The sequence below is a fragment of the Pseudoxanthomonas sacheonensis genome (assembly GCF_031455975.1).
Taxonomy (GTDB): Bacteria; Pseudomonadota; Gammaproteobacteria; order Xanthomonadales; family Xanthomonadaceae; genus Pseudoxanthomonas_A; species Pseudoxanthomonas_A sacheonensis_A.
Window position 1 is genome coordinate 1,017,501 of record NZ_JAVDTT010000002.1, and the last position, 23,492, is coordinate 1,040,992.

The 23,492-nt window shown below is 63.3% G+C and carries 17 protein-coding genes and 2 rRNA genes (1 of these 19 only partly in view); 11 read left to right on the top strand and 8 right to left on the bottom strand.

Features of this window, described 5'->3' with window-relative positions; all coding sequences use genetic code 11:
- The 5 genes from J2W94_RS11725 to J2W94_RS11745 form a co-directional block, all read left to right on the top strand.
- Nucleotides 1-2,458, top strand: a 23S ribosomal RNA gene (locus tag J2W94_RS11725); it begins 422 nt to the left of the window's first position.
- A gap of 128 nt (nucleotides 2,459-2,586) precedes the next feature.
- A 5S ribosomal RNA gene (gene rrf / locus J2W94_RS11730) occupies nucleotides 2,587-2,701 on the top strand.
- 188 nt (nucleotides 2,702-2,889) lie between these two features.
- Nucleotides 2,890-4,107: a dipeptidase gene (locus J2W94_RS11735; RefSeq protein WP_310093445.1), complete on the top strand. Its 1,218-nt coding sequence runs from the start codon at nucleotides 2,890-2,892 to the stop codon at nucleotides 4,105-4,107.
- Between the two features lie 123 nt (nucleotides 4,108-4,230).
- A complete protein-coding gene (gene rpoH, locus J2W94_RS11740) occupies nucleotides 4,231-5,109 on the top strand; it encodes an RNA polymerase sigma factor RpoH (RefSeq protein ID WP_310093446.1) in 879 nt (292 codons plus the stop codon).
- Between the two features lie 121 nt (nucleotides 5,110-5,230).
- A complete protein-coding gene (locus J2W94_RS11745; RefSeq protein WP_310093448.1) occupies nucleotides 5,231-5,698 on the top strand; it encodes a DUF1203 domain-containing protein in 468 nt (155 codons plus the stop codon).
- Here J2W94_RS11745 and J2W94_RS11750 read toward each other — a convergent pair.
- On the bottom strand, nucleotides 5,671-6,984 hold the full coding sequence (locus J2W94_RS11750; protein WP_430540603.1) for an NAD(P)/FAD-dependent oxidoreductase: 1,314 nt from the start codon (nucleotides 6,982-6,984) through the stop codon (nucleotides 5,671-5,673). The genes J2W94_RS11745 and J2W94_RS11750 overlap by 28 nt on opposite strands.
- Nucleotides 6,985-7,248: 264 nt before the next feature.
- On the opposite strand from J2W94_RS11750, the gene J2W94_RS11755 reads away from it, so the two are divergent.
- The gene (locus J2W94_RS11755; RefSeq protein ID WP_310093453.1) at nucleotides 7,249-8,937 is read left to right on the top strand and encodes a VanW family protein; all 1,689 of its coding nucleotides are present in this window, start codon (nucleotides 7,249-7,251) and stop codon (nucleotides 8,935-8,937) included.
- A 6-nt stretch (nucleotides 8,938-8,943) separates the two neighbouring features.
- On the opposite strand, the gene J2W94_RS11760 is transcribed toward J2W94_RS11755, so the two are convergent.
- On the bottom strand, nucleotides 8,944-11,205 hold the full coding sequence (locus J2W94_RS11760) for a primosomal protein N' (RefSeq protein ID WP_310093455.1): 2,262 nt from the start codon (nucleotides 11,203-11,205) through the stop codon (nucleotides 8,944-8,946).
- A 458-nt stretch (nucleotides 11,206-11,663) separates the two neighbouring features.
- On the opposite strand from J2W94_RS11760, the gene J2W94_RS11765 reads away from it, so the two are divergent.
- Both J2W94_RS11765 and J2W94_RS11770 read left to right on the top strand, forming a co-directional pair.
- Nucleotides 11,664-12,656, top strand: coding sequence for a hypothetical protein (locus tag J2W94_RS11765; RefSeq protein ID WP_310093457.1), 993 nt, complete (start codon nucleotides 11,664-11,666; stop codon nucleotides 12,654-12,656).
- 124 nt (nucleotides 12,657-12,780) lie between these two features.
- Nucleotides 12,781-13,293 carry a DUF3106 domain-containing protein gene (locus J2W94_RS11770; RefSeq protein WP_310093459.1) on the top strand — a complete coding sequence of 171 codons (513 nt, stop codon included), beginning with the start codon at nucleotides 12,781-12,783 and terminating at the stop codon, nucleotides 13,291-13,293.
- On the opposite strand, the gene J2W94_RS11775 is transcribed toward J2W94_RS11770, so the two are convergent.
- Entirely contained in the window at nucleotides 13,287-13,601 is a 315-nt protein-coding gene (locus tag J2W94_RS11775) for a DUF4286 family protein (RefSeq protein ID WP_310093461.1), read from the bottom strand. The genes J2W94_RS11770 and J2W94_RS11775 overlap by 7 nt on opposite strands.
- A 339-nt stretch (nucleotides 13,602-13,940) precedes the next feature.
- Between J2W94_RS11775 and J2W94_RS11780 the strand changes: the two genes are divergently transcribed.
- Nucleotides 13,941-15,338: an MATE family efflux transporter gene (locus J2W94_RS11780; protein WP_310093462.1), complete on the top strand. Its 1,398-nt coding sequence runs from the start codon at nucleotides 13,941-13,943 to the stop codon at nucleotides 15,336-15,338.
- A 51-nt stretch (nucleotides 15,339-15,389) separates the two neighbouring features.
- Nucleotides 15,390-17,291 (top strand): signal peptide peptidase SppA, encoded by a 1,902-nt coding sequence (gene sppA, locus J2W94_RS11785; RefSeq protein ID WP_310093464.1) that lies wholly within the window; start codon nucleotides 15,390-15,392, stop codon nucleotides 17,289-17,291.
- A gap of 220 nt (nucleotides 17,292-17,511) precedes the next feature.
- Here the strand turns inward: sppA and J2W94_RS11790 are convergent, their stop codons facing one another.
- Nucleotides 17,512-17,748 (bottom strand): hypothetical protein, encoded by a 237-nt coding sequence (locus J2W94_RS11790; RefSeq protein ID WP_310093466.1) that lies wholly within the window; start codon nucleotides 17,746-17,748, stop codon nucleotides 17,512-17,514.
- Nucleotides 17,749-17,805: 57 nt separating this feature from the next.
- On the opposite strand from J2W94_RS11790, the gene J2W94_RS11795 reads away from it, so the two are divergent.
- A complete protein-coding gene (locus tag J2W94_RS11795) occupies nucleotides 17,806-18,582 on the top strand; it encodes an SDR family oxidoreductase (RefSeq protein ID WP_310093734.1) in 777 nt (258 codons plus the stop codon).
- Between the two features lie 151 nt (nucleotides 18,583-18,733).
- On the opposite strand, the gene J2W94_RS11800 is transcribed toward J2W94_RS11795, so the two are convergent.
- From J2W94_RS11800 to J2W94_RS11815, 4 genes are all read right to left on the bottom strand, one after another.
- Entirely contained in the window at nucleotides 18,734-19,381 is a 648-nt protein-coding gene (locus J2W94_RS11800) for a DUF4124 domain-containing protein (protein WP_310093469.1), read from the bottom strand.
- On the bottom strand, nucleotides 19,381-20,040 hold the full coding sequence (locus tag J2W94_RS11805; RefSeq protein WP_310093471.1) for a DUF4124 domain-containing protein: 660 nt from the start codon (nucleotides 20,038-20,040) through the stop codon (nucleotides 19,381-19,383). The genes J2W94_RS11800 and J2W94_RS11805 overlap by 1 nt, the downstream gene beginning before the upstream one ends.
- 132 nt (nucleotides 20,041-20,172) lie before the next feature.
- Nucleotides 20,173-20,739, bottom strand: a complete 567-nt coding sequence (locus tag J2W94_RS11810) for a Sua5/YciO/YrdC/YwlC family protein (protein ID WP_310093472.1) — start codon at nucleotides 20,737-20,739, stop codon at nucleotides 20,173-20,175.
- Nucleotides 20,740-20,799: 60 nt separating this feature from the next.
- Complete coding sequence (locus J2W94_RS11815) at nucleotides 20,800-23,361, bottom strand: DNA topoisomerase I (RefSeq protein WP_310093474.1); 2,562 nt, start codon at nucleotides 23,359-23,361, stop codon at nucleotides 20,800-20,802.
- Nucleotides 23,362-23,492 lie beyond the last annotated feature (131 nt).

Sequence of the window (23,492 nt, forward strand, 5' to 3'; positions counted from 1 at the left end):
TGACCGACCGATAGTGAACCAGTACCGTGAGGGAAAGGCGAAAAGAACCCCGGAGAGGGGAGTGAAATAGACCCTGAAACCGTGTGCGTACAAGCAGTAGGAGCTCGTAAGAGTGACTGCGTACCTTTTGTATAATGGGTCAGCGACTTACTGTTCGTGGCAAGCTTAACCGTATAGGGGAGGCGAAGGGAAACCGAGTCTGATAAGGGCGCATAGTCGCGGGCAGTAGACCCGAAACCGGGTGATCTAGTCATGCCCAGGGTGAAGGTGCCGTAACAGGTACTGGAGGCCCGAACCCACTCCCGTTGCAAAGGTAGGGGATGAGGTGTGATTAGGAGTGAAAAGCTAATCGAACCCGGAGATAGCTGGTTCTCCTCGAAAGCTATTTAGGTAGCGCCTCATATGAATCTTCTTGGGGGTAGAGCACTGTTATGGCTAGCGGGCCATCGAGGCTTAGCAAACCATTGCAAACTCCGAATACCAAGACAGACTGTATGGGAGACACACGGCGGGTGCTAACGTCCGTCGTGAAAAGGGAAACAACCCAGACCCACAGCTAAGGTCCCAAATTTATCGCTAAGTGGTGAACGATGTGGAAAGGCACAGACAGCCAGGAGGTTGGCTTAGAAGCAGCCACCCTTTAAAGAAAGCGTAATAGCTCACTGGTCGAGTCGGTCTGCGCGGAAGATTTAACGGGGCTAAGCGATGAACCGAAGCTTGGGGTGCATAACTTTGTTATGCGCGGTAGAGGAGCGTTCCGTAAGCCGTTGAAGGTGGATTGAGAAGTCTGCTGGAGGTATCGGAAGTGCGAATGCTGACATGAGTAACGATAATGCGGGTGAAAAACCCGCACGCCGAAAGCCCAAGGTTTCCTTGCGCAACGTTAATCGACGCAGGGTTAGTCGGCCCCTAAGGCGAGGGCGAAAGCCGTAGTCGATGGGAAGCAGTTTAATATTACTGCACCTCGCGTAAGTGCGATGGAGGGACGGAGAAGGTTAGGTGTACCAGGCGTTGGTTGTCCTGGGGAAAGGAGGTAGGTTTGGATCTTTGGCAAATCCGGGATCCTTTAAGACCGAGCACCGAGACGAGCCCTTTTGGGCGAAGTCACCGATACCACGCTTCCAGGAAAAGCTCCTAAGCTTCAGCTTACGCAGACCGTACCGTAAACCGACACAGGTGGGTAGGATGAGAATTCTCAGGCGCTTGAGAGAACTCGGGTGAAGGAACTAGGCAACATGGCACCGTAACTTCGGGAGAAGGTGCGCCCTTTTTGGTGGCTACATGCGTAGCTGAGCTGAAGAGGGCCGCAGTAACCAGGCCGCTGCGACTGTTTATCAAAAACACAGCACTCTGCAAACACGAAAGTGGACGTATAGGGTGTGACGCCTGCCCGGTGCTGGAAGGTTAATTGATGGGGTCAGCCGCAAGGCGAAGCTCTTGATCGAAGCCCCAGTAAACGGCGGCCGTAACTATAACGGTCCTAAGGTAGCGAAATTCCTTGTCGGGTAAGTTCCGACCTGCACGAATGGCGTAACGACAGCGGCGCTGTCTCCACCCGAGACTCAGTGAAATTGAAATCGCTGTGAAGATGCAGCGTTCCCGTGGCAAGACGGAAAGACCCCGTGAACCTTTACTATAGCTTTACATTGAACGTTGAGTTCGTCTGTGTAGGATAGGTGGGAGGCTTTGAAGCGATGGCGCTAGCTGTCGTGGAGCCAACCTTGAAATACCACCCTGTCGTGCTTGACGTTCTAACCTAGCTCCGTAATCCGGAGCGGGGACCATGTATGGTGGGTAGTTTGACTGGGGCGGTCTCCTCCCAAAGAGTAACGGAGGAGCACGAAGGTACGCTCAGCGCGGTCGGACATCGCGCACTGTGTGCAAAGGCATAAGCGTGCTTGACTGCGAGATCGACGGATCAAGCAGGTACGAAAGTAGGTCTTAGTGATCCGGTGGTTCTGTATGGAAGGGCCATCGCTCAACGGATAAAAGGTACTCCGGGGATAACAGGCTGATACCGCCCAAGAGTTCATATCGACGGCGGTGTTTGGCACCTCGATGTCGGCTCATCACATCCTGGGGCTGTAGTCGGTCCCAAGGGTATGGCTGTTCGCCATTTAAAGTGGTACGCGAGCTGGGTTCAGAACGTCGTGAGACAGTTCGGTCCCTATCTGCCATGGGCGTTGGAGATTTGAGAGGGGCTGCTCCTAGTACGAGAGGACCGGAGTGGACGAACCTCTGGTGTTCCGGTTGTCACGCCAGTGGCATTGCCGGGTAGCTACGTTCGGAAGCGATAACCGCTGAAAGCATCTAAGCGGGAAGCGCGCCTCAAGATGAGATCTCCCGGGGCACAAGCCCCCTAAAGGAACGATGAAGACTACGTCGTTGATAGGTCAGGTGTGTAAGTGCAGCAATGCATTGAGCTAACTGATACTAATGATCCGTGCGGCTTGACCATATAACCTCAAGTTGCTTTAGTCTCGACACACGTCGATTGAAATCTAAATAGCAAACTACTTCCCAAGACCTTATGAGAGACAGGCGCCATTCCTCCTTTATAGGTGTGTGCGACGCTCCAACCGTCTCCCTGGTGAAATTAGCGCTGTGGAACCACCCGATCCCATCCCGAACTCGGAAGTGAAACGCAGCTGCGCCGATGGTAGTGTGGCTTAAGCCATGCAAGAGTAGGTCATCGCCAGGGTCTTACCCCAAACGCCGGATCGAAAGATCCGGCGTTTTCTTTTGCGCCGCAGGCGCGACCCGCAACAGGCCACCGCCAGGGTCTTTACCCAGAACGCCACTCCGCGAGGAGGTGGCGTTTTTGTTTGCTCGATCCACAGCGGCGGGATCGCAGGATTGCTAACATCGTTCGAAACCGGGGAGCTGACGATGATTGCGAAATGGTGGTGCGCGGGTCTGGTGCTGTTTTCCCTCCACGCGCAAGCGGATGAAACCGTTTCGCCGAGAGCCCGCCAATTGCACGAAAACGCCATCGTCCTGGATACGCACCTCGATACGCCTTCCAATCTCCATCGCCCGGGATGGAACATCCTTGAGCGTCATGATCAGGATGGCGAATTCGCCCAGGTGGATCTGCCGCGAATGAAGCAAGGCGGTCTCGATGGCGGTTTCTGGGTGATCTATACGGCACAGGACAAGCGCGACGAGGCAGGCAATCGCCAGGCAAGGGATCATGGTCTGGTCAGATTGGCTGCCATCCGCGAAATGATCGCCGCGCACCCGCAAGATTTCGAACTGGCTCTCACCGCGGACGATGCGGCGCGCATCGAAAAAGCCGGCAAGCGGGTGGTCTTCATCAGCATGGAGAACGCCTCGCCTCTAGCCAGCGATCCAAGCCTGCTTACCGCGTACCACAAGCTCGGACTGCGGATGCTCGGCATCACTCACACCAGCAATAACGATTTCGGCGATTCTTCCACCGATCCGGCCGGGCACGAATGGAACGGGCTCAGCGACAAGGGGCGCGCGCTGGTCCAGGAAGCCAACCGGCTAGGCATCCTTTTGGATGCTTCCCACGCCAGCGACCAGGTATTCGATCAATTGGTCGAACTATCGAAAGCGCCGATCGTGCTTTCGCACACCAGCGCCGACGCCGTTTACGAGCATCCACGAAACATCGACGACGCGCGTATTCGCAAACTGGCCGCTAAAGGCGGCGTGATTCACGTCAATGCCTATAGCGGGTACCTAATTCCGGTGCCGAAGATTCCGCAACGCGACGCGGAAATGGAAGCACTGGAAAAACACTATGGCGAATACAGCAAATTGAGCCCGGCGCAGATCCAGCAGTGGCGACGCGACCAAGCGGAGATAGACCGCAAATACCCGGTTCCGCGCGCGAATCTGGACGACTACATGCGCCACCTGCTGCACATCCTGAAAGTCGCCGGCCCGGAGCACGTCGGCATCGGCGCCGATTGGGATGGCGGGGGCGGGGTGACCGGACTGGAGGACGTTTCGGCACTGCCGAAGATCACCGAACGGTTGCTGGCGGCGGGTTATAGCGAGCGGGATATCCGCAATATCTGGGGCGGCAATCTGCTGAGGACGATGCGGGCGGTTCAGACCACCGCAGAAAAGAAGTGAGAAAAATCTCATTGAAAACAGACACTTGTAGGAAGGTGGTCGAGCCCTGCTGTTCTACCTGCGAAACGATGGAACTCTTTTCCTGTTTAGCAGTCCAACCTCGCGACTGCTAAAATGACCGCCATGAACCAGACCACTGCAGCCACCGCCATGGTGGCAAACAATCTTCCCATTCCCAGCGCGCTCGGCTCGCTCGATGCGTATATCGGCGCCGTGCACCAGATTCCGGTGCTGACGGTCGACGAAGAGCAGGAGCTGGCGCGCCGCTATCGCGATGCCGAGGATCTCGATGCCGCGCGCGAGCTCGTGCATTCGCATCTGCGTTTCGTCGTGCACGTGGCCCGCGGCTACAACGGCTACGGCCTGCAGCTGGGCGACCTGATCCAAGAAGGCAACATCGGCCTGATGAAGGCGGTCAAGCGTTTCGACCCCGAAATGGGCGTACGCCTGGTCAGCTTCGCCGTGCATTGGATCCGCGCCGAGATGCATGAGTTCATCCTCAAGAACTGGCGCATCGTCAAGGTCGCCACGACCAAGGCGCAGCGCAAGCTGTTCTTCAACCTGCGCAAGTCGAAGACGCGCCTGGGTTGGATGAACGATGCCGAGGTCACCGCGGTCGCTGCCGATCTCAACGTGTCCAAGCGCGAAGTGCTGGAAATGGAATCGCGTCTTTCCGGCCGCGATATAGGTTTCGATGCGCCTTCCGACGAGGACGACGACCACTCGCCGCCGTCGCCGGGCGCCTATCTGATGACCCAGGACGAAGATCCGTCGCAGGCCTACGAGCGCGCCGACAGCGAAGGCAACAAGCTGGAACTGTTGCGCGAAGGCATGGCGGGTCTGGACAAACGTTCGCGCGACATCGTGATGCGCCGTTGGCTGGACGACGACAACAAGGTCACCCTGCAGGAACTGGCGGACGAATACGGCGTATCGGCCGAACGCATCCGCCAGATCGAGGCCAATGCGTTGAAGAAGATGAAGGCGCTGTTCGCGGCTTAAGCGGCAGCCCGATGGTAGCGAAACGGCCCTGGAAACGGGGCCGTTTTCGTTTGCGCAAGAATCGGATATCGCACGCGCCTGGCCGCATCCATGCTGCCGCCGCCAACAGCAGGAGTGGATCATGGCTTACCGCATTTCAGGCTTGGCCCCGGAAACTTTCCAGGCCTTGTTCGCTTACGACGACACGCAACTGGCCGCGCTCGATATCCGTCGACTGACGGCGGCCGATTCCCACGGATATCCGTGCCGGGTGTCGCTGCAGGACGCGCAGCAAGGCGAAACGCTTTTACTATTGCCTTACGAGCATCATGCAGTCGCAGGACCGTACCGGGCGAGCGGTCCCATTTATGTGCGGGAAAACGCCCATGCCGCTGCCGTGTTCGAGGATTCGGTGCCGCCTTTTCTGCATCGCCGCCTGATGTCGGCGCGGGCCTACGACACCGAGGGATGGATGCACGCGGCGGAAGTAGTTGAAGGGAGCGCGCTGGAGGCCTGCATCACCAACCTGCTCGCTCTCCCGCAGGTCGATTATCTGCATCTCCACAATGCGCGTCCGGGCTGCTATTCCTGCCGCGTCGACCGCTGCTGATTGTCCGCGTCGCTGCCGAGGATGATGCGCGCGCCACGCTGATAGCTCCAGTACGCCCAGGCCCAGTTGAGCAGCACCACCAGGCGATTACGGAATCCGATCAGGAAGAACACGTGCGCGGCCAGCCAGAACCACCAGGCCAGCAAGCCGGAGAGTTTCAATTTTCCGAAATGCACGATCGCCGCCATCCGACCGATGGTGGCGAGGTTGCCGTAGTCCTTGTAACGGAACGTCGGCGCCGATCTGTTGTCCAGGCGCGCGCGGATCGCGTTGGCGACGTGTCGGCCCATTTGTTTGGCCGCAGGGGCGACGCCCGGTACCGGCTTGCCATCCTGCTGCACCGACGCCAGGTCGCCCGCAACGAAGATTCGCGGATACCCCGGCACGCTCAGGTCCGCCTGTACCAGCACGCGGCCGGCACGATCCAGCGGCACGCCGAGGGATTTGGCCAGCGGCGAAGCCGCCACGCCCGCCGCCCAGACCACGGTACGCGCGGCGATGAATTCATCGCCCAGCCGATAACCGGAGTCGTCGATGTCCGTTACGGCGGCGCCGGTGGAAACTTCGACGCCAAGCTTCTCGAGCTGCCTGCGCGCTTTCTCCGAAAGATCTTCCGGAAACGAGGCCAGCACCCGTGGTCCGGCTTCGATCAGGCGTACGCGCGCATCCGACGGATTGATGTTGCGGAATTCGTTGACCAGGGTATGGCGCGCGATTTCCGCCAACGTGCCCGCCAGCTCCACCCCGGTCGGGCCACCGCCGACGATGGCGAAATTCAGCCAGGCGGCGCGCTTGACCGGATCCGGCTCGGCTTCGGCGCGTTCGAAGGCAAGCAACAGGTGCCGGCGCAGTTGCAGCGCATCGTCCAGCGTCTTCAGGCCCGGCGCGTGTCTGGCCCATTCGTCGTGCCCGAAGTAGGCGTGAGTGGCGCCGCTGGCCAGCAGCAGATAGTCGAAATCCAGGTGGCTGCCGTCATCGAGGGAGATCCGCTTCGCTGTAGCATCGATATCGCCGACTTCCGCCAGCCGCACTTCCACATTGCTCTGCTTGCGCAGGATATGACGCAGCGGCGCGGCGATATCCGGCGATGACAAACCAGCGGTCGCCACCTGGTAAAGCAGCGGCTGGAACAGGTGGTGGTTGCAACGGTCGACCAGGGTGATGCGAACCGGCGAAGCGGCCAGCGCGCGCGTGGCCCAGAGGCCGGCAAAACCACCGCCGATGACGACGATGTGCGGAAGCTGGTTGGAAATCATGGAAGGCTCGGTACTAGGTGGTTGCGAAATCGGACCATTCTGCGGGAATAGCGTCTCGACAAGGCAAAGCAGGCGTCTCGGCAAGGCAAAGCAGGCATACAGTGTAGATGTGTCGGTCGGGCCAAACGATCCGGCCGCCCATAAGCCGCGCCGTGGGCTATGGGTTGCCGTCCGGCTAGAGCACTTGTAGAAAGCATTGGTTGTGGGCCATATGTTTGCTTGGGGGCGGGTTCGTCTTAATCCGTGCGTATATTATTGAACTAGCGGTTGGTGGGAGCCGGTGGCATGAGGCCAATGCAAATCGCCGAAGATCGGCTGCCTACGCGCTGGCAGAGTCTGCTTTTCGAAGCCAAGGCTTGTGTGTTCAGGTGGCGTCGTTCACTGCTCGATCTACCCACCTCCGTGCGCAGGCAATTCCATGCATCCGCGCTCCGCGATGCGCCGGTGCTGGCGGAGTTCCGTAGCCCTCTATGGCCAGCAGGGGAAGCGGCCGAATATTTGGTCGCAGGCAAGATTCACAACCTGCGTGTGGCGGCCCGCTCGCTCAATGGCATTGAGGTCCCGCCGGGCGAAGTTTTCAGTTTCTGGAAGCAGGTAGGACGGGCGCGCAAGCGACGCGGTTTCGTCATGGGGCGAGAGTTGCGGGAAGGTTGCTTGGTTCCTGCGATCGGTGGCGGACTATGCCAGCTTTCCGGTGCGCTGTACTACAGCGCGGTTCGCGCAGGCCTGGAGGTGGTGGAGCGCCATCGCCACTCGCGCGTAGTGCCGGGTTCGCTGGCCGAAAACGATCGCGACGCCACTGTGTTCTGGAACTACTTGGACCTGCGTTTCCGCGCTCCTTGGCCATGGCGTCTTGAGTTCGCCCTTGATGAGCGTGAGCTGCATGTCTCAATACGAGGCCATGCTCCGGCGGCGCTGGCCGCGGTTCCTTTGGCGCCCGCCTTGCGCAAGCCTGTGCCTACTGAAGATTGTGCCAGTTGCGGCGAAACGGAATGTCATCGGTACCAAGGCGTCGATTCTTCTAGCGCCTATCGAACGTGGCTTGTGGAAGATGATTGGCCCGAATTCAGCGCCTATCGCAAAGCCGAAAAGTCCGTACAAGACAGAGTGCTGGACTTCGCACACAGGGCGGGACTACGCGAGCGCATAGCCGCAACGAGAGCCAAGGCGGCACGTCGCTGGCTGCTCTGGCGGGGTAAGCCGTTGCCACAAGCGAGATTGGGCGGTCATCAGCTAATCGCCGGCACATATGCACGCCGGCTCGGCTACAAGGATACGCACCTGGTAGTGCCTCAGAGCGTGTTGCCTTTTCTGTGGCTGGCGGGAGAATTGAATGGGCGTTCGTTCGATGTGTTGATGACGGCATTGCCCATGCACGAAATACAACGACGGCTCGATAAAGCGTTCGCGCTCCATCCGTCTAGCCGAACCTTGTCCGACTTTCGCGCAGACCCGACGTTGGCGGAAGCGGAACGAAGTGCGTTGGAGCGCGCGCGGCACTGGATCACACCCCATGCAGAGATACTGCGCATGGCGGGCGGGCGCGCATTGCCTTTGCCATGGCAAAGGCCCGCTTTGCAGACGACCGAGCCACGAATCAATGGAAAACCTCGCGTGTTGCTTCCCGCGTCGTCCTTGGCGCGTAAGGGAGCGATCGAACTCCGCGAAGCTTTGACTGGCATGTCCATCGAGGCGCTGCTTCCCCCGGGGGCCGAAGACCATGCGGATTTCTGGCGGGGCTTCCGGGTCACATGCGTGGGATCCATTGGCGAGGGCGTCGATGCTGCCGACATTGTGGTTCTGCCCGCATGGATAGAGCATCAGCCACGCGGCCTATTGCGCGCAATCGCTAGGGGTAAGCCGGTAATCGCAACCCAAGCATGCGGCCTGCCGAGCGAGCTGCCATGGCATAAGGTGGCCGAGGGCGACACAGAGAGATTGCGCGCAAAAATAAGCGAACTGCTGGTGACCCTGCGCCCTTGAGCGTCGTCAGTAGAGATCCAGCGGGTCCACATCCAGCGACCAGCGCGTCTTGCGCGCTTCGCGCAGTTCGTAGATGACGGGCAATGCGGAATCCAGGAGCGCATGCAACTCGCGGCGGCTGGGGGACGAGAGTAGAAGTTGCATGCGGTGCATGCCGGCGCGCCGGGACATGGGGGCGGGGATAGGTCCTTGGATTTCAATGTTCTGAGCCCCTCTCTCGGCGGGAGAAGGGAATGCAGCCGTCAGCGCCGACTTGGCCGCATGCAGAAACGCGTTCGCGGCATCGACATGCTTGGCTTCTGCACGCAACAAGGCCAAATGCGCGAACGGCGGAAATCCTGCGGCCTGGCGCTGCTCCAGTTCGCTATGCGCGAAGGCGTGATAGCCGCCATTGATGAGCGTGTTGAGCAGAGGATGGTCGGGGTGGTGGGTTTGCAACCAGACCTCTCCGGGTTTTTGCGCGCGCCCCGCGCGCCCCGCGACCTGGATGAGTTGTTGAGCGAGTTTTTCGCCCGCGCGGAAGTCGGCCGAAAACAATCCTTCGTCCACACCCACCACCACGACCAGGGTCAGGTGCGGCAGGTCATGACCCTTGGCCAGGATCTGCGTGCCGATGAGGATGCCGGGGCGGTCGCCGAGCTTTTCCAGATGGCCGGCCAGCGCATCGCGCCGTTGGGTGGTGCTGCGGTCGATGCGCAGTACGGGCACGTCGGTGAACTTCTCCCTCAACCTCTCTTCGATGCGCTCGGTGCCGATGCCCTGGGGCTGCAATGCCAATCCGCCGCAATCCGGACACGCGGGCGGCACGGCCTGGCGCGCGCCGCAGTGATGGCATTGCAGGCGGCGGCCGGCACCGTGCACGGTCATCGGAGAGCTTTTCGTCGGAGTGCCGCAGCGCTTGCATTGCGCGCTCCAGCCGCAGTCGTGGCACATCAGTACCGGTGCGTAGCCGCGCCGGTTCTTGAACACCAGCACCTGTCCGCCGGCCTGCAAGGCACTCGAAATCGCAGCCGTCGTTTCCGCGGACAGCCCCGCCTCGAGCGGGCGCTTGCGCACGTCCTGCACGCGCACCGAAGGCGGCTTCGCATCGCCAGCGCGCTGGCCGAGCCGCAAGTGCGCATAGCGTCCGCCGAGAGCGTTATGCAGCGATTCCAGCGACGGTGTGGCGCTGCCCAGAATGACCGGCACATCCAGCGCCTTGCCGCGGACTAGCGCGAAATCCCGCGCGTGGTAGCGCATGCCGTCCTGTTGTTTGTAGCTGCCGTCGTGCTCCTCGTCGACGATGATCAGGCCGGCGTCGGGCAGCGGCGTGAACACGGCCGAACGCGTGCCTACCGCCACCCTCGCTTCGCCGCGCGCGAAGGCGGTCCAGCCGCGCGCGCGCTCGTTGTCGTTCAAGCCCGAATGCAGCGCCAGCACCGGCACGCCAAGGCGTTGCCGGAAGCGGGCCAAGGTCTGCGGGGTCAAACCGATCTCCGGCACCAGCACCAGCGCCTGTTTGCCGCGTCGTAGGCAATCGGCGATCGCGTGCAGATAGACCTCGGTCTTGCCGCTGCCGGTCACCCCATCCAACAGCAGCGGTGCGAAACCTCGCGCGGCGAGAATCGCGTCTACAGCTGCTTGCTGTTCCGCATGGAGTTCAGGCCCGCTCTGTGGCGAAGGCGCAAGGGTGGAGGCGGGAACCGCCACGCGTTCGGCCAGGCCGCGTTTGGATAAAGCGCGCGCCGCGCTGCGCCAGTCGTCCATGTGCGCATCAAGCGAATCCTCATCGCGCGGAGGGCGCGATTCGATTTCGCGCGTGCCTTCGTGCAGCAGCTCGGCGAACCGGCGCGGACGCGTGCCTTGGCGCAGCCGTTCCCTTCCCTCCACGCCCAGCGCGGTCAGCCGCCAGGCCCAGGCATGCGTGTCCGGCATCGGCTCGCCCTGGCGCAGCAGCGTCGGTAGTGCGGTGCCCAGCACCTCGCCCAGGGGCGCATGGGTGTAGCGCGCCAGCCAACGCAAGGAAGCCAGCAGCTCGCCATGCAGCAACGGGGCCGCATCCAGCAAGCCCAGGGCCTGGCGTAGTTCCGGTCCGTCGCCGGTGGTCTGGCCGATGCCGGCCACCACCCCGGTCATCTCGCGCGAACCGAACGGCACCTGCACCCGTTTGCCTATGTCGTCGGCGCCGGGCGAATGATCGGCCGGCGGCAGATAGTCGAACCACTGCGGCAAAGGCAGAGGCAGGACGACCTGGAGAGTGGGGAACGGGAGGGCGGAATCGGAGCGCATCAGCTCCAGTTTACCGACCGCCGCAAGCCCCTCGCGAAGCGTGCTGCAGTTGCACGTCATTGCTACCTGGGGAGTGACGAAAATCACGCAAGTCGCGGTTGCGCCTGGAGATTCTGCCTTATCCACACGGTCTGTGGATAAAACTGTGCATCAAACCCATGCTCCACGCTTCCGGAGGCTTGCAGCAAGCTTCGGCGTGAGGTTGGCTAAAAAAACGCCAACGCCTGAAACTCCATGAATATCAGCAACTTGCCCGTGAAACAGGATTGTAATGCGAATGCCGGGGCTGACTCCGGACAAGCGTGTGACATTCCGGTGACGGCTGTGCACAACGTGTTTTGGCGCAAACCCTTATGGCGCTTGGGAGAGCAGGTTTTGGGAATCTGTCAAGCAACATTTCGTGCTCTGGAAATGCTTACGCGCAGCTATGATGCGACGACGAATCCCCCGGTTCTACGATGCCCAGCAACTTGAATGACGCCGCGTCCGTGCCGGCCGCTCTCTCCGCGTTCCTGCGTGGCGTCGAACGCCGGGGCGCACTATTCGCGGAGCTCCAGTGCGGCGACCGCGAGGCGGGCGACAGCGCTCTGGCGGCCGCCATGCGCGCGTTCCGCAACCGTGCCGGCACCTTGCCGATGGCCGAGTGGCCGCGGCGCTTCTGGGCCCTGTTGGTGGCGACGCCGCAACTGCGCCAGTCCGCAGCGCCGGCGCAATGGCCGCCAGGCGTCGAAGCGCTGGCCGGCTTGCAGTCCCTGCCCCGGCAGGCGTTGCTGCTGCGACTGGCGGCGAGTCTTCCGGAAGAAGAGGCCGCGGCGGTGCTGGGCATAGCCCCGGAAGTCCACGAGCAGGCGCTGGCTTCGGCCTGCCCGCGCGATGCCAGTGGACAACCCGATGCGCTGGCCTGGCGCGCGCTGGCCGAAGCGATTCAATCGCTGCTGCGCGAATTGCCGCCGCAACGGCTGGCGCATCTGGCGCGCCTGCGGGAAGCGGCGATCCTGGGCACGAAGATCGAGCGCCCTGCCACCGCCATACGTTCGCCGGTCGAGGCGCAGTCGGGGCGCCGGCGTTGGCCCTGGGTCGTGCTGGTATTGGCGTTGTGCGCGGCCGCACTGGCGGCGACCTGGTGGTGGCCGCAATGGCAAGCCTCGCGCGGCGCCGGCGCCAACCTCGATGGCGGCGTCCAGCGTCTGCAAGACCAAGTGGAAATCGCGATCGAAGAGATTCCGGAGCAGCCGCCCGCGGCGAGGTTCGATTCCACTACGTCCCTGCTCACGCATCCGGATTTCGAATTGCTGCTCGAACCGCAGGATGAAGCGATAGCGCGCGACGCGGATTTTCTGGCCTGGTACGCGGCCGGCGCCAGCGCGCCGTCGGATGCTCCGGAAGAGAAAGCGGAAGAAGTAGCGGCGTCGACAGCCACGGGAACGGAGACTACCGATGCGCAGTTCTGATCGGCCGCGCGCGAACGGACCGGCCCGCCATTGGCGCGGCGCCGGAATTCTTGCCGTTTTGCTGGTCGTCTTGCTGGCGCAGCCCCTGCCTGTCTCTGCGGAGGGGGCCTCGGAACAAGTGGCGATGACCCAAAGTCAGCGACAGGCCCGGCTGCAAGCGATGACGCCCGAACAGCGCATGCAATTCGGGCAACGCCTCGCCGCCTGGAATGCGCTGCCGTTCCGCGAACGCGAGCAACGGCGCTCGCGTTACCAGGCGTGGCTGCAGCTAGATGCCAACGAACGCGTCAGCCTGCGCGCGCTTGCGGCCCAGGTCGAAGCGTTCGCGCCGGAACGCAAGCAAGCCTTGCGTGCGCAGTTCGATGCGCTGGACGACGTGCAGCGGCACGGTTGGCAGTTGGGGCCGGCGTTGGGGCGCGATTACGCTGCGCTGCATCCGTTGCTGGCCTATGTTCCCGCGCCGCAACGCTTGCCGCTGCTGGCCAGATTGCGAAGCATGGATGAGCAGCAGCGTGTCGACCTCGCCGTGCTGGCGCAGCGCACGCCGCCGCAGGATCGGCAGGCGCTGCGCAGCGAGCTGTTGTCGGTACCGCCGTCGGAAGTGGCGGCCTGGCTGCGACGCAAACTTATTCAGTAGCTTTGCAGATCGCGCAATACGCGGCGCGTGGAGCGGAAGCGGTCGCCGAAACGGCTGACTCCGTCGGCACGCATGCGCCCCGAATGCACGCGCAGATATTCATCGAGCGCGGCCTGGTCGACCAGCTCGTACTGGGTGCAGAACACGGTCTCCGCCGCGTCGGCTTGGTCCTGCACGGTTTCCATGATGCGCGCGCCGGTGAAACCAGGCAGCGCGAGCATTTCCTGCACATGCGTCGCCAGCCAACTGCGGTACTCGACCGCTATTTCGCGGTCGACGGCGAGATTGACTTCATAGATGACGGACATGCGGTCTAGGTCCTGTGAACGCTATTCGGATAGGCCACGCCGCACCTGAGTGCGTGCAGGGCAAGGAAGAATGAGGAAGTGTATGTCGATACACGACCGAATGATGACGCTGCCCTGTGCGCACTCAGGTGCGGCCCTTCGGGTTGCTCCGCCCAGGCCGCCATGCGCCCGCGCACGGCTTGAACAGGCGGCCAGCCTGCCACTGCGCCGCGCACGAACACCTGACGGCCTGGGCGAAGCAACGTGACCTATCCGAATAGCGTTCACAGGACCTAAACTACCCGGCCCTCCGACCCGGCGCCAGCGCATCCGCGCGACCGCAGTCGAACGATCGCCTCCATGACGCCCCAACCTTCCCACACCCCGCGCTTCGGCAGCGAAGTACGCGCCACGGCCACGCTCGCCTTGCCGCTGGTGCTCGGCCATGTGTCCACCGGCCTGATCGGTTTCGTCGACAACGTCATCGCCGGCCACCACAGCACGCAGACGCTGGCTGCGGTCACCATCGGCACGGCGCTGTTGTGGCTGCCGATGATGGTGCCGATCGGTACGCTGATCTCGCTCACCGCGTCGGTATCGCAGTTGAACGGCGCTGGGCGCCGCGCGGAGATCGGCCCGCTGTTTCGGCAGGCGCTGTGGTTGGCGCTGGGATTGGGGTTGTTGATGTTCGTCTTTCTCAGTCTGATTCCTTATGCGCTGGCGCCGTTCGGCATCGCTGCGGAGATCATTCCCGGCGCGCGCGGCTTCCTGCACGGCATCCGCTGGGGCGCGCCGGCGTTGACGCTGTTCTTCTGCATGCGCTATCTGAGCGAGGGCATGCATTGGACCCTGCCGACCATGCTGATCGGTTTCGGCGGCCTGGCGCTGCTCGCGCCGCTCGGCTATGCGTTCACCTTCGGCAGATTCGGCTTGCCGGAAATGGGCGCCGGTGGGCTGGGCGTGGCCTCGGCGATCATGATGTGGACACAGGCGGTCGCCTTCGCCGTCTATCTGTGGAAGACGGAACGCTTCGCTCACCTCCGGTTGTTCGCGCGCTTCGACGGCCCGCGTGCCAAACCGATCGCGCAACTGCTGCGCACCGGCTTGCCGATCGGCGTGACCGTGCTGATGGAAGGCGGCTTGTTCATCGCCACGGCGTTGCTGATCGCGCGCCTGGGCGCGGTACCGGCGGCGGCGCACCAGATCGCGATCAACGTGTCCGCGCTGTGCTTCATGGTGCCGATGGGCGTGGCCGAAGCCACCACCGTGCGCGTGGGCCACGCGCTGGGCGCGGGCGACGCGCTCGGCATCCGCCGCGCCGCGCATGCGGGCTACGTGATCGTGCTGGCGACGCAGGCGTTGGCGGCCACCGCGCTGCTGTTGGGTCACGATGCGGTGGTGGCGCTGTACACGCGCGATCTGGCGGTGGCGGGCCTGGCCAGCAGCCTGTTGCTGTACGCGGCGGCGTTCCAGTTTCCCGACGGCATCCAGGTGCTGTCGGCTGGCGCGCTGCGCGGGCTCAAGGACACGCGCGTGCCGATGTGGCTGGCGGTGCTTTCCTACTGGGGCCTGGGTATGCCGCTGGGCGCCGGATTGGGCCTGGGGCTGGGCTGGGGCCCTCAGGGGATGTGGATGGGGCTGATCCTGGGCCTGACCGCCGCGGCGGTGCTGATGGCCACGCGCTTCCAGCGCAGCAGCAGGCGCTTGCTGGGCCTTTCCGTCTCACAAATCCCGGGCAGTGACTTACGGGGCATGTAAGCGCGGCGGGCAACCGGTAAGCTGGTCTCGGTTATCCGGAGCTCGCCCCCCATGAATCAAGTCGTCCATCGCGGTCCCATTGCCGCCTTCTTTGTCGGCCTGTGGAACGTGATGAATTTCACCCGCAGGCTGATCCTCAACTTCCTGTTCTTCGGATTGCTGTTCCTGTTCCTGCTCATCTTCGTGGCAGCGGTGGGACGCGGCAACGGGGTGAAGCCCTTGCTGGATCGGACCACGCTGGTGATCGCGCCCGAAGGCAAGCTGGTCGAACAGTACAGCGCCGATCCGGCCACGCGCGCGCTGGCCAAGGCTTTCGGCGACAAGAATGCCGAAGAAGTGCAGTTGCGCGACCTGATCCGCGCCATCGACGCGGCCAAGGACGACAAGAGCATCGAGCGCGTGCTGCTGCGCGTGGACCAGCTGCAGCCCAGCGGTTACGCCTCGATGCGCGAACTGGCCGCCGCGTTGGCGCGCCTACGCGCCTCGGGCAAACAGATCGTGTCGTTCGGCGAGAACCTGGACCAGTCGCAATACCTGCTGGCCGCGCAGGCCAACGAGGTCTACATCGACCCGATGGGCAGCATGCTGCTGGAAGGACTTGGCCGTTACCGTCAGTACTACCGCCAGGGTCTGCAGGACAAGCTGGGCGTGGACGTGCACCTGTTCCGCGTGGGCGAATTCAAGTCCGCCGCCGAACCCTACATCCTCGACGCCGCTTCCAAGGAATCCAAGGAAGCCGACCTGTTCTGGATGAACGATATCTGGCAGCGCTATTTGGCCGACATCGCCAAGGCCCGCAAGCTGTCGCCGGAACAGCTGGCCTCGGGCATCGACACTTTGCCCGAAGGCATCGCCGCCGCCGGTGGCGATCTGGCCAAATTCGCCCTGCAGCAGAAGCTGGTGGACGGATTGAAGACGCAGGAAGAAGTGGAGACGCTGCTGACCGAGCGCGGCGTGGCCGATGAGGATTCGGACAATGGTTTCCGCAGCGTTTCGCTGGGCGGCTACCTGGCTCAGTTGGATGCGAAAACGGTGCGCATCGGCGACGAACGTCCGCAGGTGGCCGTGGTCGTCGCCGCGGGCGAAATCACCGACGGCGAACAGCCGGCCGGCACCATCGGCGGCAAGTCCACTTCGGCGCTGTTGCGCGAAGCGCGCGACGATGAAGACGTGAAGGCCGTGGTGCTGCGCGTGGATTCGCCGGGCGGCGGCGTATATCCGTCGGAAGAGATCCGTCGCGAGGTCGCCGCACTGAAGGCCGCCGGCAAGCCGGTGGTGGTGTCGATGGGCGACCTGGCCGCGTCCGGCGGTTACTGGATCTCGATGAACGCCGATCGCATCTACGCCGATCCGTCCACCATCACCGGTTCCATCGGCATCTTCGGCCTGATTCCCAACGTCACCCGCACGCTGGACAAGGTGGGCGTGCATACCGACGGCGTGGGCACCACGCGTTTCGCCAGCGCGTTCGACATCACCCGGCCGATGGATCCGGCCGTGGGCCGCGTGATCCAGTCGGTGATCGACAAGGGCTACGCCGATTTCACCGGCAAGGTCGCCGCCGCGCGCAAGAAGCCGGTGGAAGAGGTCGACGCCATCGCCCGCGGTCGCGTGTGGAGCGGCGCGCAGGCGAAGGAGCGCGGGCTGGTCGACGAGTTCGGCGGTTTCGAAGCCGCCGTCGCCGATGCCGCCGCGCGCGCCAAGCTGGGCAAGCCGGATAAATACCGCGTGCGCTATATCGAGAAGATGGCCTCGCCGTTTTCGCAGTTCATGAGCGGTTTCGCCAGCAGCCGCCTGGGCGCGGCCTGGCTCAAGGATTCCGACTTCGCCCGCGCGCTGTTGGCCAAGGCCATGCCGGAAACCGACGCGCAGCTGCGCTTCGTCGAACAGGCCGCCAACAGCCGCAACGGCGCGCCGGTCAAGGGGCTGGTGTACTGCTTCTGCGGGCTGTGAGGTACGGCTGCTTCCCTCTCCCTTGATGGGAGAGGGTGGCCGAAGGCCGGGAGAGGGTGTGCCGGAGCCGGTGGCGATGAATTGACTGTGCGTGGCGAGCGAAGCAGAGCCAAAGCACGCATCGCTGCGCTCGCGCACCCCTCTCCTGCCCTGCGGGCATCCTCTCAGCCCTGCACACCCTTCGGGCGCCACAAGGGGAGAGGAGAAAAACGGAAGCAGCCTAATTCGCCGCGGCCTCCACCGCCGCTCTCTGCTCATCTGCCGCGTCCTGCACTACACCTTCGACCGCCTTGGCCTGGTCGATCGGTTTTTGGATCGCATCGCGCAGTTCGGTGTTGTCGGCCGCCACGGCCTTGGGCTCGGGAGGCTCGTCGGTGGGCGGCGGCTCGGGTTTGCAAGCGCCAAGGCCCATCAATGCGAAGGCGATCAGGGCGGTACGGAACATCGGTGCATTCATGACGGCGTCTCCGCGGTGCGTGGCGGTATGCTACGCCCATCCGTGAAGGGCGATGCGATGACTCCCAACCGCTGGCGACTGGATGGACAACTGGCGCTGATCACCGGCGCGAGCGCCGGTATCGGCCTGGCCATCACCCGTGAACTGCTGGCTTTCGGCGCCGATGCGATGCTGGTGGCGCGCGACGCCGATGCGCTGGAAGCGGTGCGCGACGAATTGCTGGACGAATTCCCCGATCGCTCCGTCAACGCCATGGCCGCCGATGTCGCCGACGACGAAGACCGTCGGGCGATACTGGATTGGGTGGAAGACCATGCGGACGGCCTCAACATCCTGGTCAACAACGCCGGCGGCAATCTGACCAAGGCCGCGGTGGACTACACCGAGGACGAGTGGCGCGGGATTTTCGAGATCAATCTTTTTTCGGCGTTCGAACTTTCGCGTTACGCGCATCCCCTGCTGACCAGGCACGCGGTGTCCAGCATCGTCAACGTCGGCAGCGTGTCGGGCATCACCGCGGTGCGCAGCGGGGCGCCCTACGGCATGACCAAGGCCGCGCTGCAGCAGCTCACCCGCAATCTGGCGGTGGAATGGGCCGAGGACGGCGTGCGCGTCAACGCGGTGGCGCCGTGGTACATCCGCACGCGGCGTACGTCGGGCAAGCTGGCCGATGCGGACTACTACGAAGAGGTGATAGACCGGACTCCGATGCGGCGCATCGGCGAGCCGGAAGAAGTCGCCTCGGCGGCAGCCTTCCTGTGCCTGCCAGCGGCCAGCTACATCACCGGCGAATGCATCGCGGTGGACGGCGGATTCCTGCGTTACGGCTTTTGATTTCCCTTCTCCCATTGGGAGAAGGTGCCCGCAGGGCGGATGAGGGAATGGAGTGTCAGCTTGCAATGTAAGCTGGATGGGTAGTCACTGCCATTCCCTCATCCGTCGCTTCGCGCCACCTTCTCCCAGAGGGAGAAGGAAAGCTAAAGCATTACTCCCCGCAGGTGCTTTCGCGATAGATCTTGCGGGTACGCTCGAACTCCGCCTTGTTCTTCGCTTCGTTGCCGGGGCGCGCGTAGCGTGCAGCCACTTCGGTTTCTCCGACGCGCTTATTCCAAGCCTCGCACAGCGCGCCATCGGCTACGCGCGCGCACTGGTCGCGCATCATCTCGCAGGCTTCGCCGGCGCCGGTCTGGGGATTGCCGTCTAGGCCCACCGTGCGCAGCGAGACGCAACGCGATTGCGGTTCCTCGCTTTCGGTGATGTAGGTGTCCTTGTCGTAGGTCGTGCATTGGAAAAGAATCGGAGGCGGCAAACGCTTTTCGACCGCGGGGTCGGCGCCGCTGTCCGCGACGACTTCGGAAGGTTTCGGCGCAGCGGGGACGACCGGTGTTGCCGCCGAGGGCGCGGAGGCGGGCGGCACGGTGGACGGTATCGGCTTCGCCGACGCGGCGTCCTCCATCGGCACCGTGCTCACGCTTTGCATGACCTTCTTTTCCTGCTTGGCGCCTTTCGGACAGGGCATGTTCTGCAGGGTCAGCGCGCCGCTGGCGTCGGTGCAGCGATAGAACACCACTTCGTCCGCACTCGCGGTCGCGGCCAACAACAGCAGGATCGGCAAGGCGTATCGGAACTTCATCAATAATTTCCACAGTCGTTGGCGATACGCGCATCGATGCCGCGCTGTTCCAGTTCCAAGCGGTGCTGGTCGCTTTGCAGTGCGCTGTTGTAGCGGCGGATGATTTCATATCGCCGGTCGGAAAGCCGTGAGCAGACCTCCTGCTGCGGCAATGCATGACATTCGTCACGAACCCAGGTATAGCCGCCCGGAACTATTACGCCGGGAAGGTGCGGGCGGCGGTCGTCAGGCGGCCGGGTTCCGCCGCCACCGGAGCCGCCACGATGCGACCACATCGGATAACCCAGCGTCCACAAAGGAACCGAGCGCGGATTGCCTTCGCCGTTGTCGCTGGTGTACTGCTCGCCGTCGGCGGTGACGCATTCGTACATCGGGCGTGGCGGGGTGCGGTAGATGACCTGTACTTCACGCGGCGGTGGCGGCGCCGGGGGCGGAGCGGCTTTCGCCACCGGCGGCGCACCGGGCGCAGGATCTTTGGGCCGCTGCATGGAGCGCACTTCCTGGGTTTCGCCCTTCGCGCAAGGCGAGTCGCGCAGGGTCAGCTTGCCGGCCGCGCCGATGCAGCGATAGATAGTGACCTCCTGCGCGCGCAGACGCGCCGGCAGGGCCATCGAGGCCAGAAGCAGGAGTAGCAGCGAGGGGCGTAGAAGTTGCGGCATGCACGCATCTTGCGCGCATCGGTGGAGGCGGAAAAGGGAGGCCGGGTGGGTGGTTCAGCTGGTAGGTCGGGGCTACGCCCCCGACCTGCGGCAGATGTCCGACACCGTGCCCGTCGGGGGCATAGCCCCGACCTACTGCCTGATCGCCACGCCGGTCAGCGCATCCCGGATGGCGGTGGGCGCGCCAAGTCCGCCGGTTTCCCCGGCCACCAGTCCGTCCACGCCTTCCAGCACCAGCGAGTCGAGCGTCTCGCGAACCATCGCCGCTGGCTGTCCAGCCCGATTGGCGCTGGTGGACACCAAGGCGCCGCCGTAAGCGTTGCAGAGTTCGATCACCAGCGGATGCGCGCTGATGCGTACGGCGATGCCGGCATGGGCACCGGTTATCCAGCGCGGCGCGGCGCTTGCGGCCGGCATGACCCAGGTATGCGGGCCGGGCCAACTGGCCAGCACTTCGGCCAGGCGCTCGACGGGCACCGCGGTAATGTCCAGGAAGGGGCGCAATTGTTCGTATTGCGAAGCGATCAGGATCAGCCCCTTGTCGACCGCGCGTTGCTTGATCGCCAGCAGCCGCAGCACGGCCGCCTCGTCGCGCGGATCGCAACCCAGACCCCAGACCGCTTCGGTCGGATAAGCGATGACGCCACCGGTTTGCAAGGCGGTGGCGGCTTCGGGAATGGAGAGAAGCGGCGCGGTCATGGGCGATGCATGTATTTGCGGATCGTGATGCCCGCTCACAGACGAAGTCTATCGCCCCGGCTATTTGGCCGCCTTCACAATCCGCTTCTTGCCTATCTCGATGTTGGCCGAAGGCGTCAGCAGGGATTTGGCCGGCTCCACTGCGACGACGACGGGTTTGCGCACCGCGGTTTTCTTGGCCGCCGTTTTTTTCGCAGCACTCTTCTTGGTCGCAGTCTTCTTCGTCGCGGCTTTCTTCACGGCTTTTTTGGCTGCCGTCTTCTTCGGCGCCGCTTCCTTCTTCACTGCGGTTTTTTTCGCCGCCGTCTTCTTGCCGAAGCCCTTGCGCATCGGCTTGCCGGTCTCTTCCATTAGTTTCACCACTTCCTCCAGCGTCAGCGAAGCGGGTTCGCGATCCTTGGGAATGCGGCCGTTGAGCTTGCCGTCGCTGATGTAGGGGCCGTAGCGGCCGTTCAACACCTGGATCTCGCTGCCGTCGAATTCCTTGATGATGCGATTGCGCGCGATCTCTTCCTTCTCCTCGATCAGGAACACCGCGCGCGCCAGGTCGATGGTGTAGGGGTCGTCTTCCTTCTTCAGCGAGGCGTATACGCTGCCGCGCTTGGCGAACGCGCCGAAGCGGCCGATGCCGACGCTGACTTCCTCGTCCTTGTCCTGGCCCAGCTTGCGCGGCAGCTTGAACAGCTCCAGCGCGTCCTCCAGGGAAATGGTGTGCATGCTCTGGCCGGGACGCAGCGAGGCGAAAGTCGGCTTGTCTTCCGCGTCTTCGGCGGTGCTGCCGATCGCCGCATACGGTCCGTAACGACCCAGACGCACGCTGACCGGTTTGCCGGTCTTTGGGTCGGCGCCGAGTTCGCGCGCGCCGGTGGCTTCGCTGCGGTCGACCGATTCCTTCTTTTCTTCCACCAATTTCTTGAATGGGGTCCAGAAGCGTTCCATCAACGGGATCCAGTCCTCTTCGCCGCGCGACACCGCATCCAGCTCATCCTCGAGCTTGGCGGTGAAGTCGTAGTCGACGTACTGGGTGAAATGCCCGCTGAGGAAATTGCTGACCGCGCGGCCCACATCGCTGGGTTTGAAGCGACGGCTGTCCAGTTCCACGTACTTGCGGAACAGCAGAGTCTGGATGATCGACGAGTAAGTCGACGGACGGCCGATGCCGTATTCCTCCAGCGTCTTCACCAACGAGGCTTCGGAGAAACGCGGCGGCGGCTCGGTGAAATGCTGGTCGGTGTGGATGCGGTCCAGCGGAACGCGGTCGCCCGGCTTCATCGCCGGCAACTTGCGGCCTTCGTCTTCGTCCTCGGACGTCTTGTTGTCTTTGCCTTCCTCGTACACGGCCAGGAAGCCGGGGTCGATGATGGTGGTGCCGCTGGCGCGGAACACATGCTCGCTACCCGCGGCCAGATCCACGCTCACCGTGTTCATGGTGGCCGGCACCATCTGGCAGGCGACGGCGCGCTTCCAGATCAGTTCGTACAGGCGGCGGCCATCGTCGTCGAGATATTGCGCGACCTGCGCCGGCGTGCGCAGCGCGGAGGTCGGGCGGATCGCTTCGTGCGCTTCCTGCGCGTTCTTGGATTTGGTCACGTAGACGTTCGGCTTGTCCGGCACCGCCTGGGTGCCGAAATCGCGCGCGATCACGTCGCGGATCTCGCCGACCGCTTCGGCCGACAGGCTGACCGAGTCGGTACGCATGTAGCTGATCAGGCCGACCGTGCCTTCGTCGCCGATCGCCATGCCTTCATAGAGCTTCTGCGCCACGCGCATGGTGCGGCTGGTGGTGAAGCCGAGCTTGCGCGAGGCTTCCTGCTGCAGGGTGGACGTGGTGAAGGGCGGCGACGGACGGCGTTTGCGCTCCTTGCTGACCACATCGGTGACATGCAGCGCGCCCTGCGCGGCCTGCTGGATGCGCAAGCGGGCCGCTTCGGCGGTGTCGCCTTCGGTGATGGTGAACTGTTCGAACTTCTGCCCGTCCAGCTTGGTCAGCTTGGCGGTGAAGGCCTGCGACGGATGCGCGCATTCGGCCTGGATGCTCCAGTACTCGCGGGCGACGAAGGCTTCGATCTCTTCCTCGCGTTCCACGATCATGCGCAACGCCGGCGACTGCACGCGGCCGGCCGACAGGCCGCGCTGCACCTTGCGCCACAGCACCGGCGACAGGTTGAAGCCGACCAGGTAATCCAGCGCGCGCCGCGCCTGCTGCGCGTCGACCAGGTCGCCGGCGATTTGGCGCGGCTTGGTCATCGCTTCCTTGATCGCGCGCGGGGTGATCTCGGTGAACACCACCCGGTGCAGCGGCTTGTCCTTGAGCAGGCCGCGTTCCTTCAGGATCTCGGCGATGTGCCAGCTGATGGCCTCACCCTCGCGGTCCGGGTCGGTGGCCAGGAAGATATCGTCGGCGGCCTTGGCGGCCTTGGCGATGGCTTCCACGTGCTTCTCGTTCTTGTCGATGAGCGCATAGCTCATGGCGAAGTCTTGGTCGGGGTCGACCGCGCCTTCCTTCGGTACCAGGTCGCGGACGTGGCCGTAGGAGGCCAGGACGGTGAAGTCCTTGCCGAGGTATTTGTTGATCGTCTTGGCTTTCGCGGGCGATTCGACGATGAGCAGGTGCTTGGGCATTGGTTGGGTTCGAGCGCCGGCAGGGCCGGCGAGTGTCCTTCAGATGGGGTTGGCGTAGAAGCCAACGCCCGGGGTGTGTGCCCCGGGCGTTCAGGTTTCTTCTATTTATAGTGGAATCACGCCGGACCCCT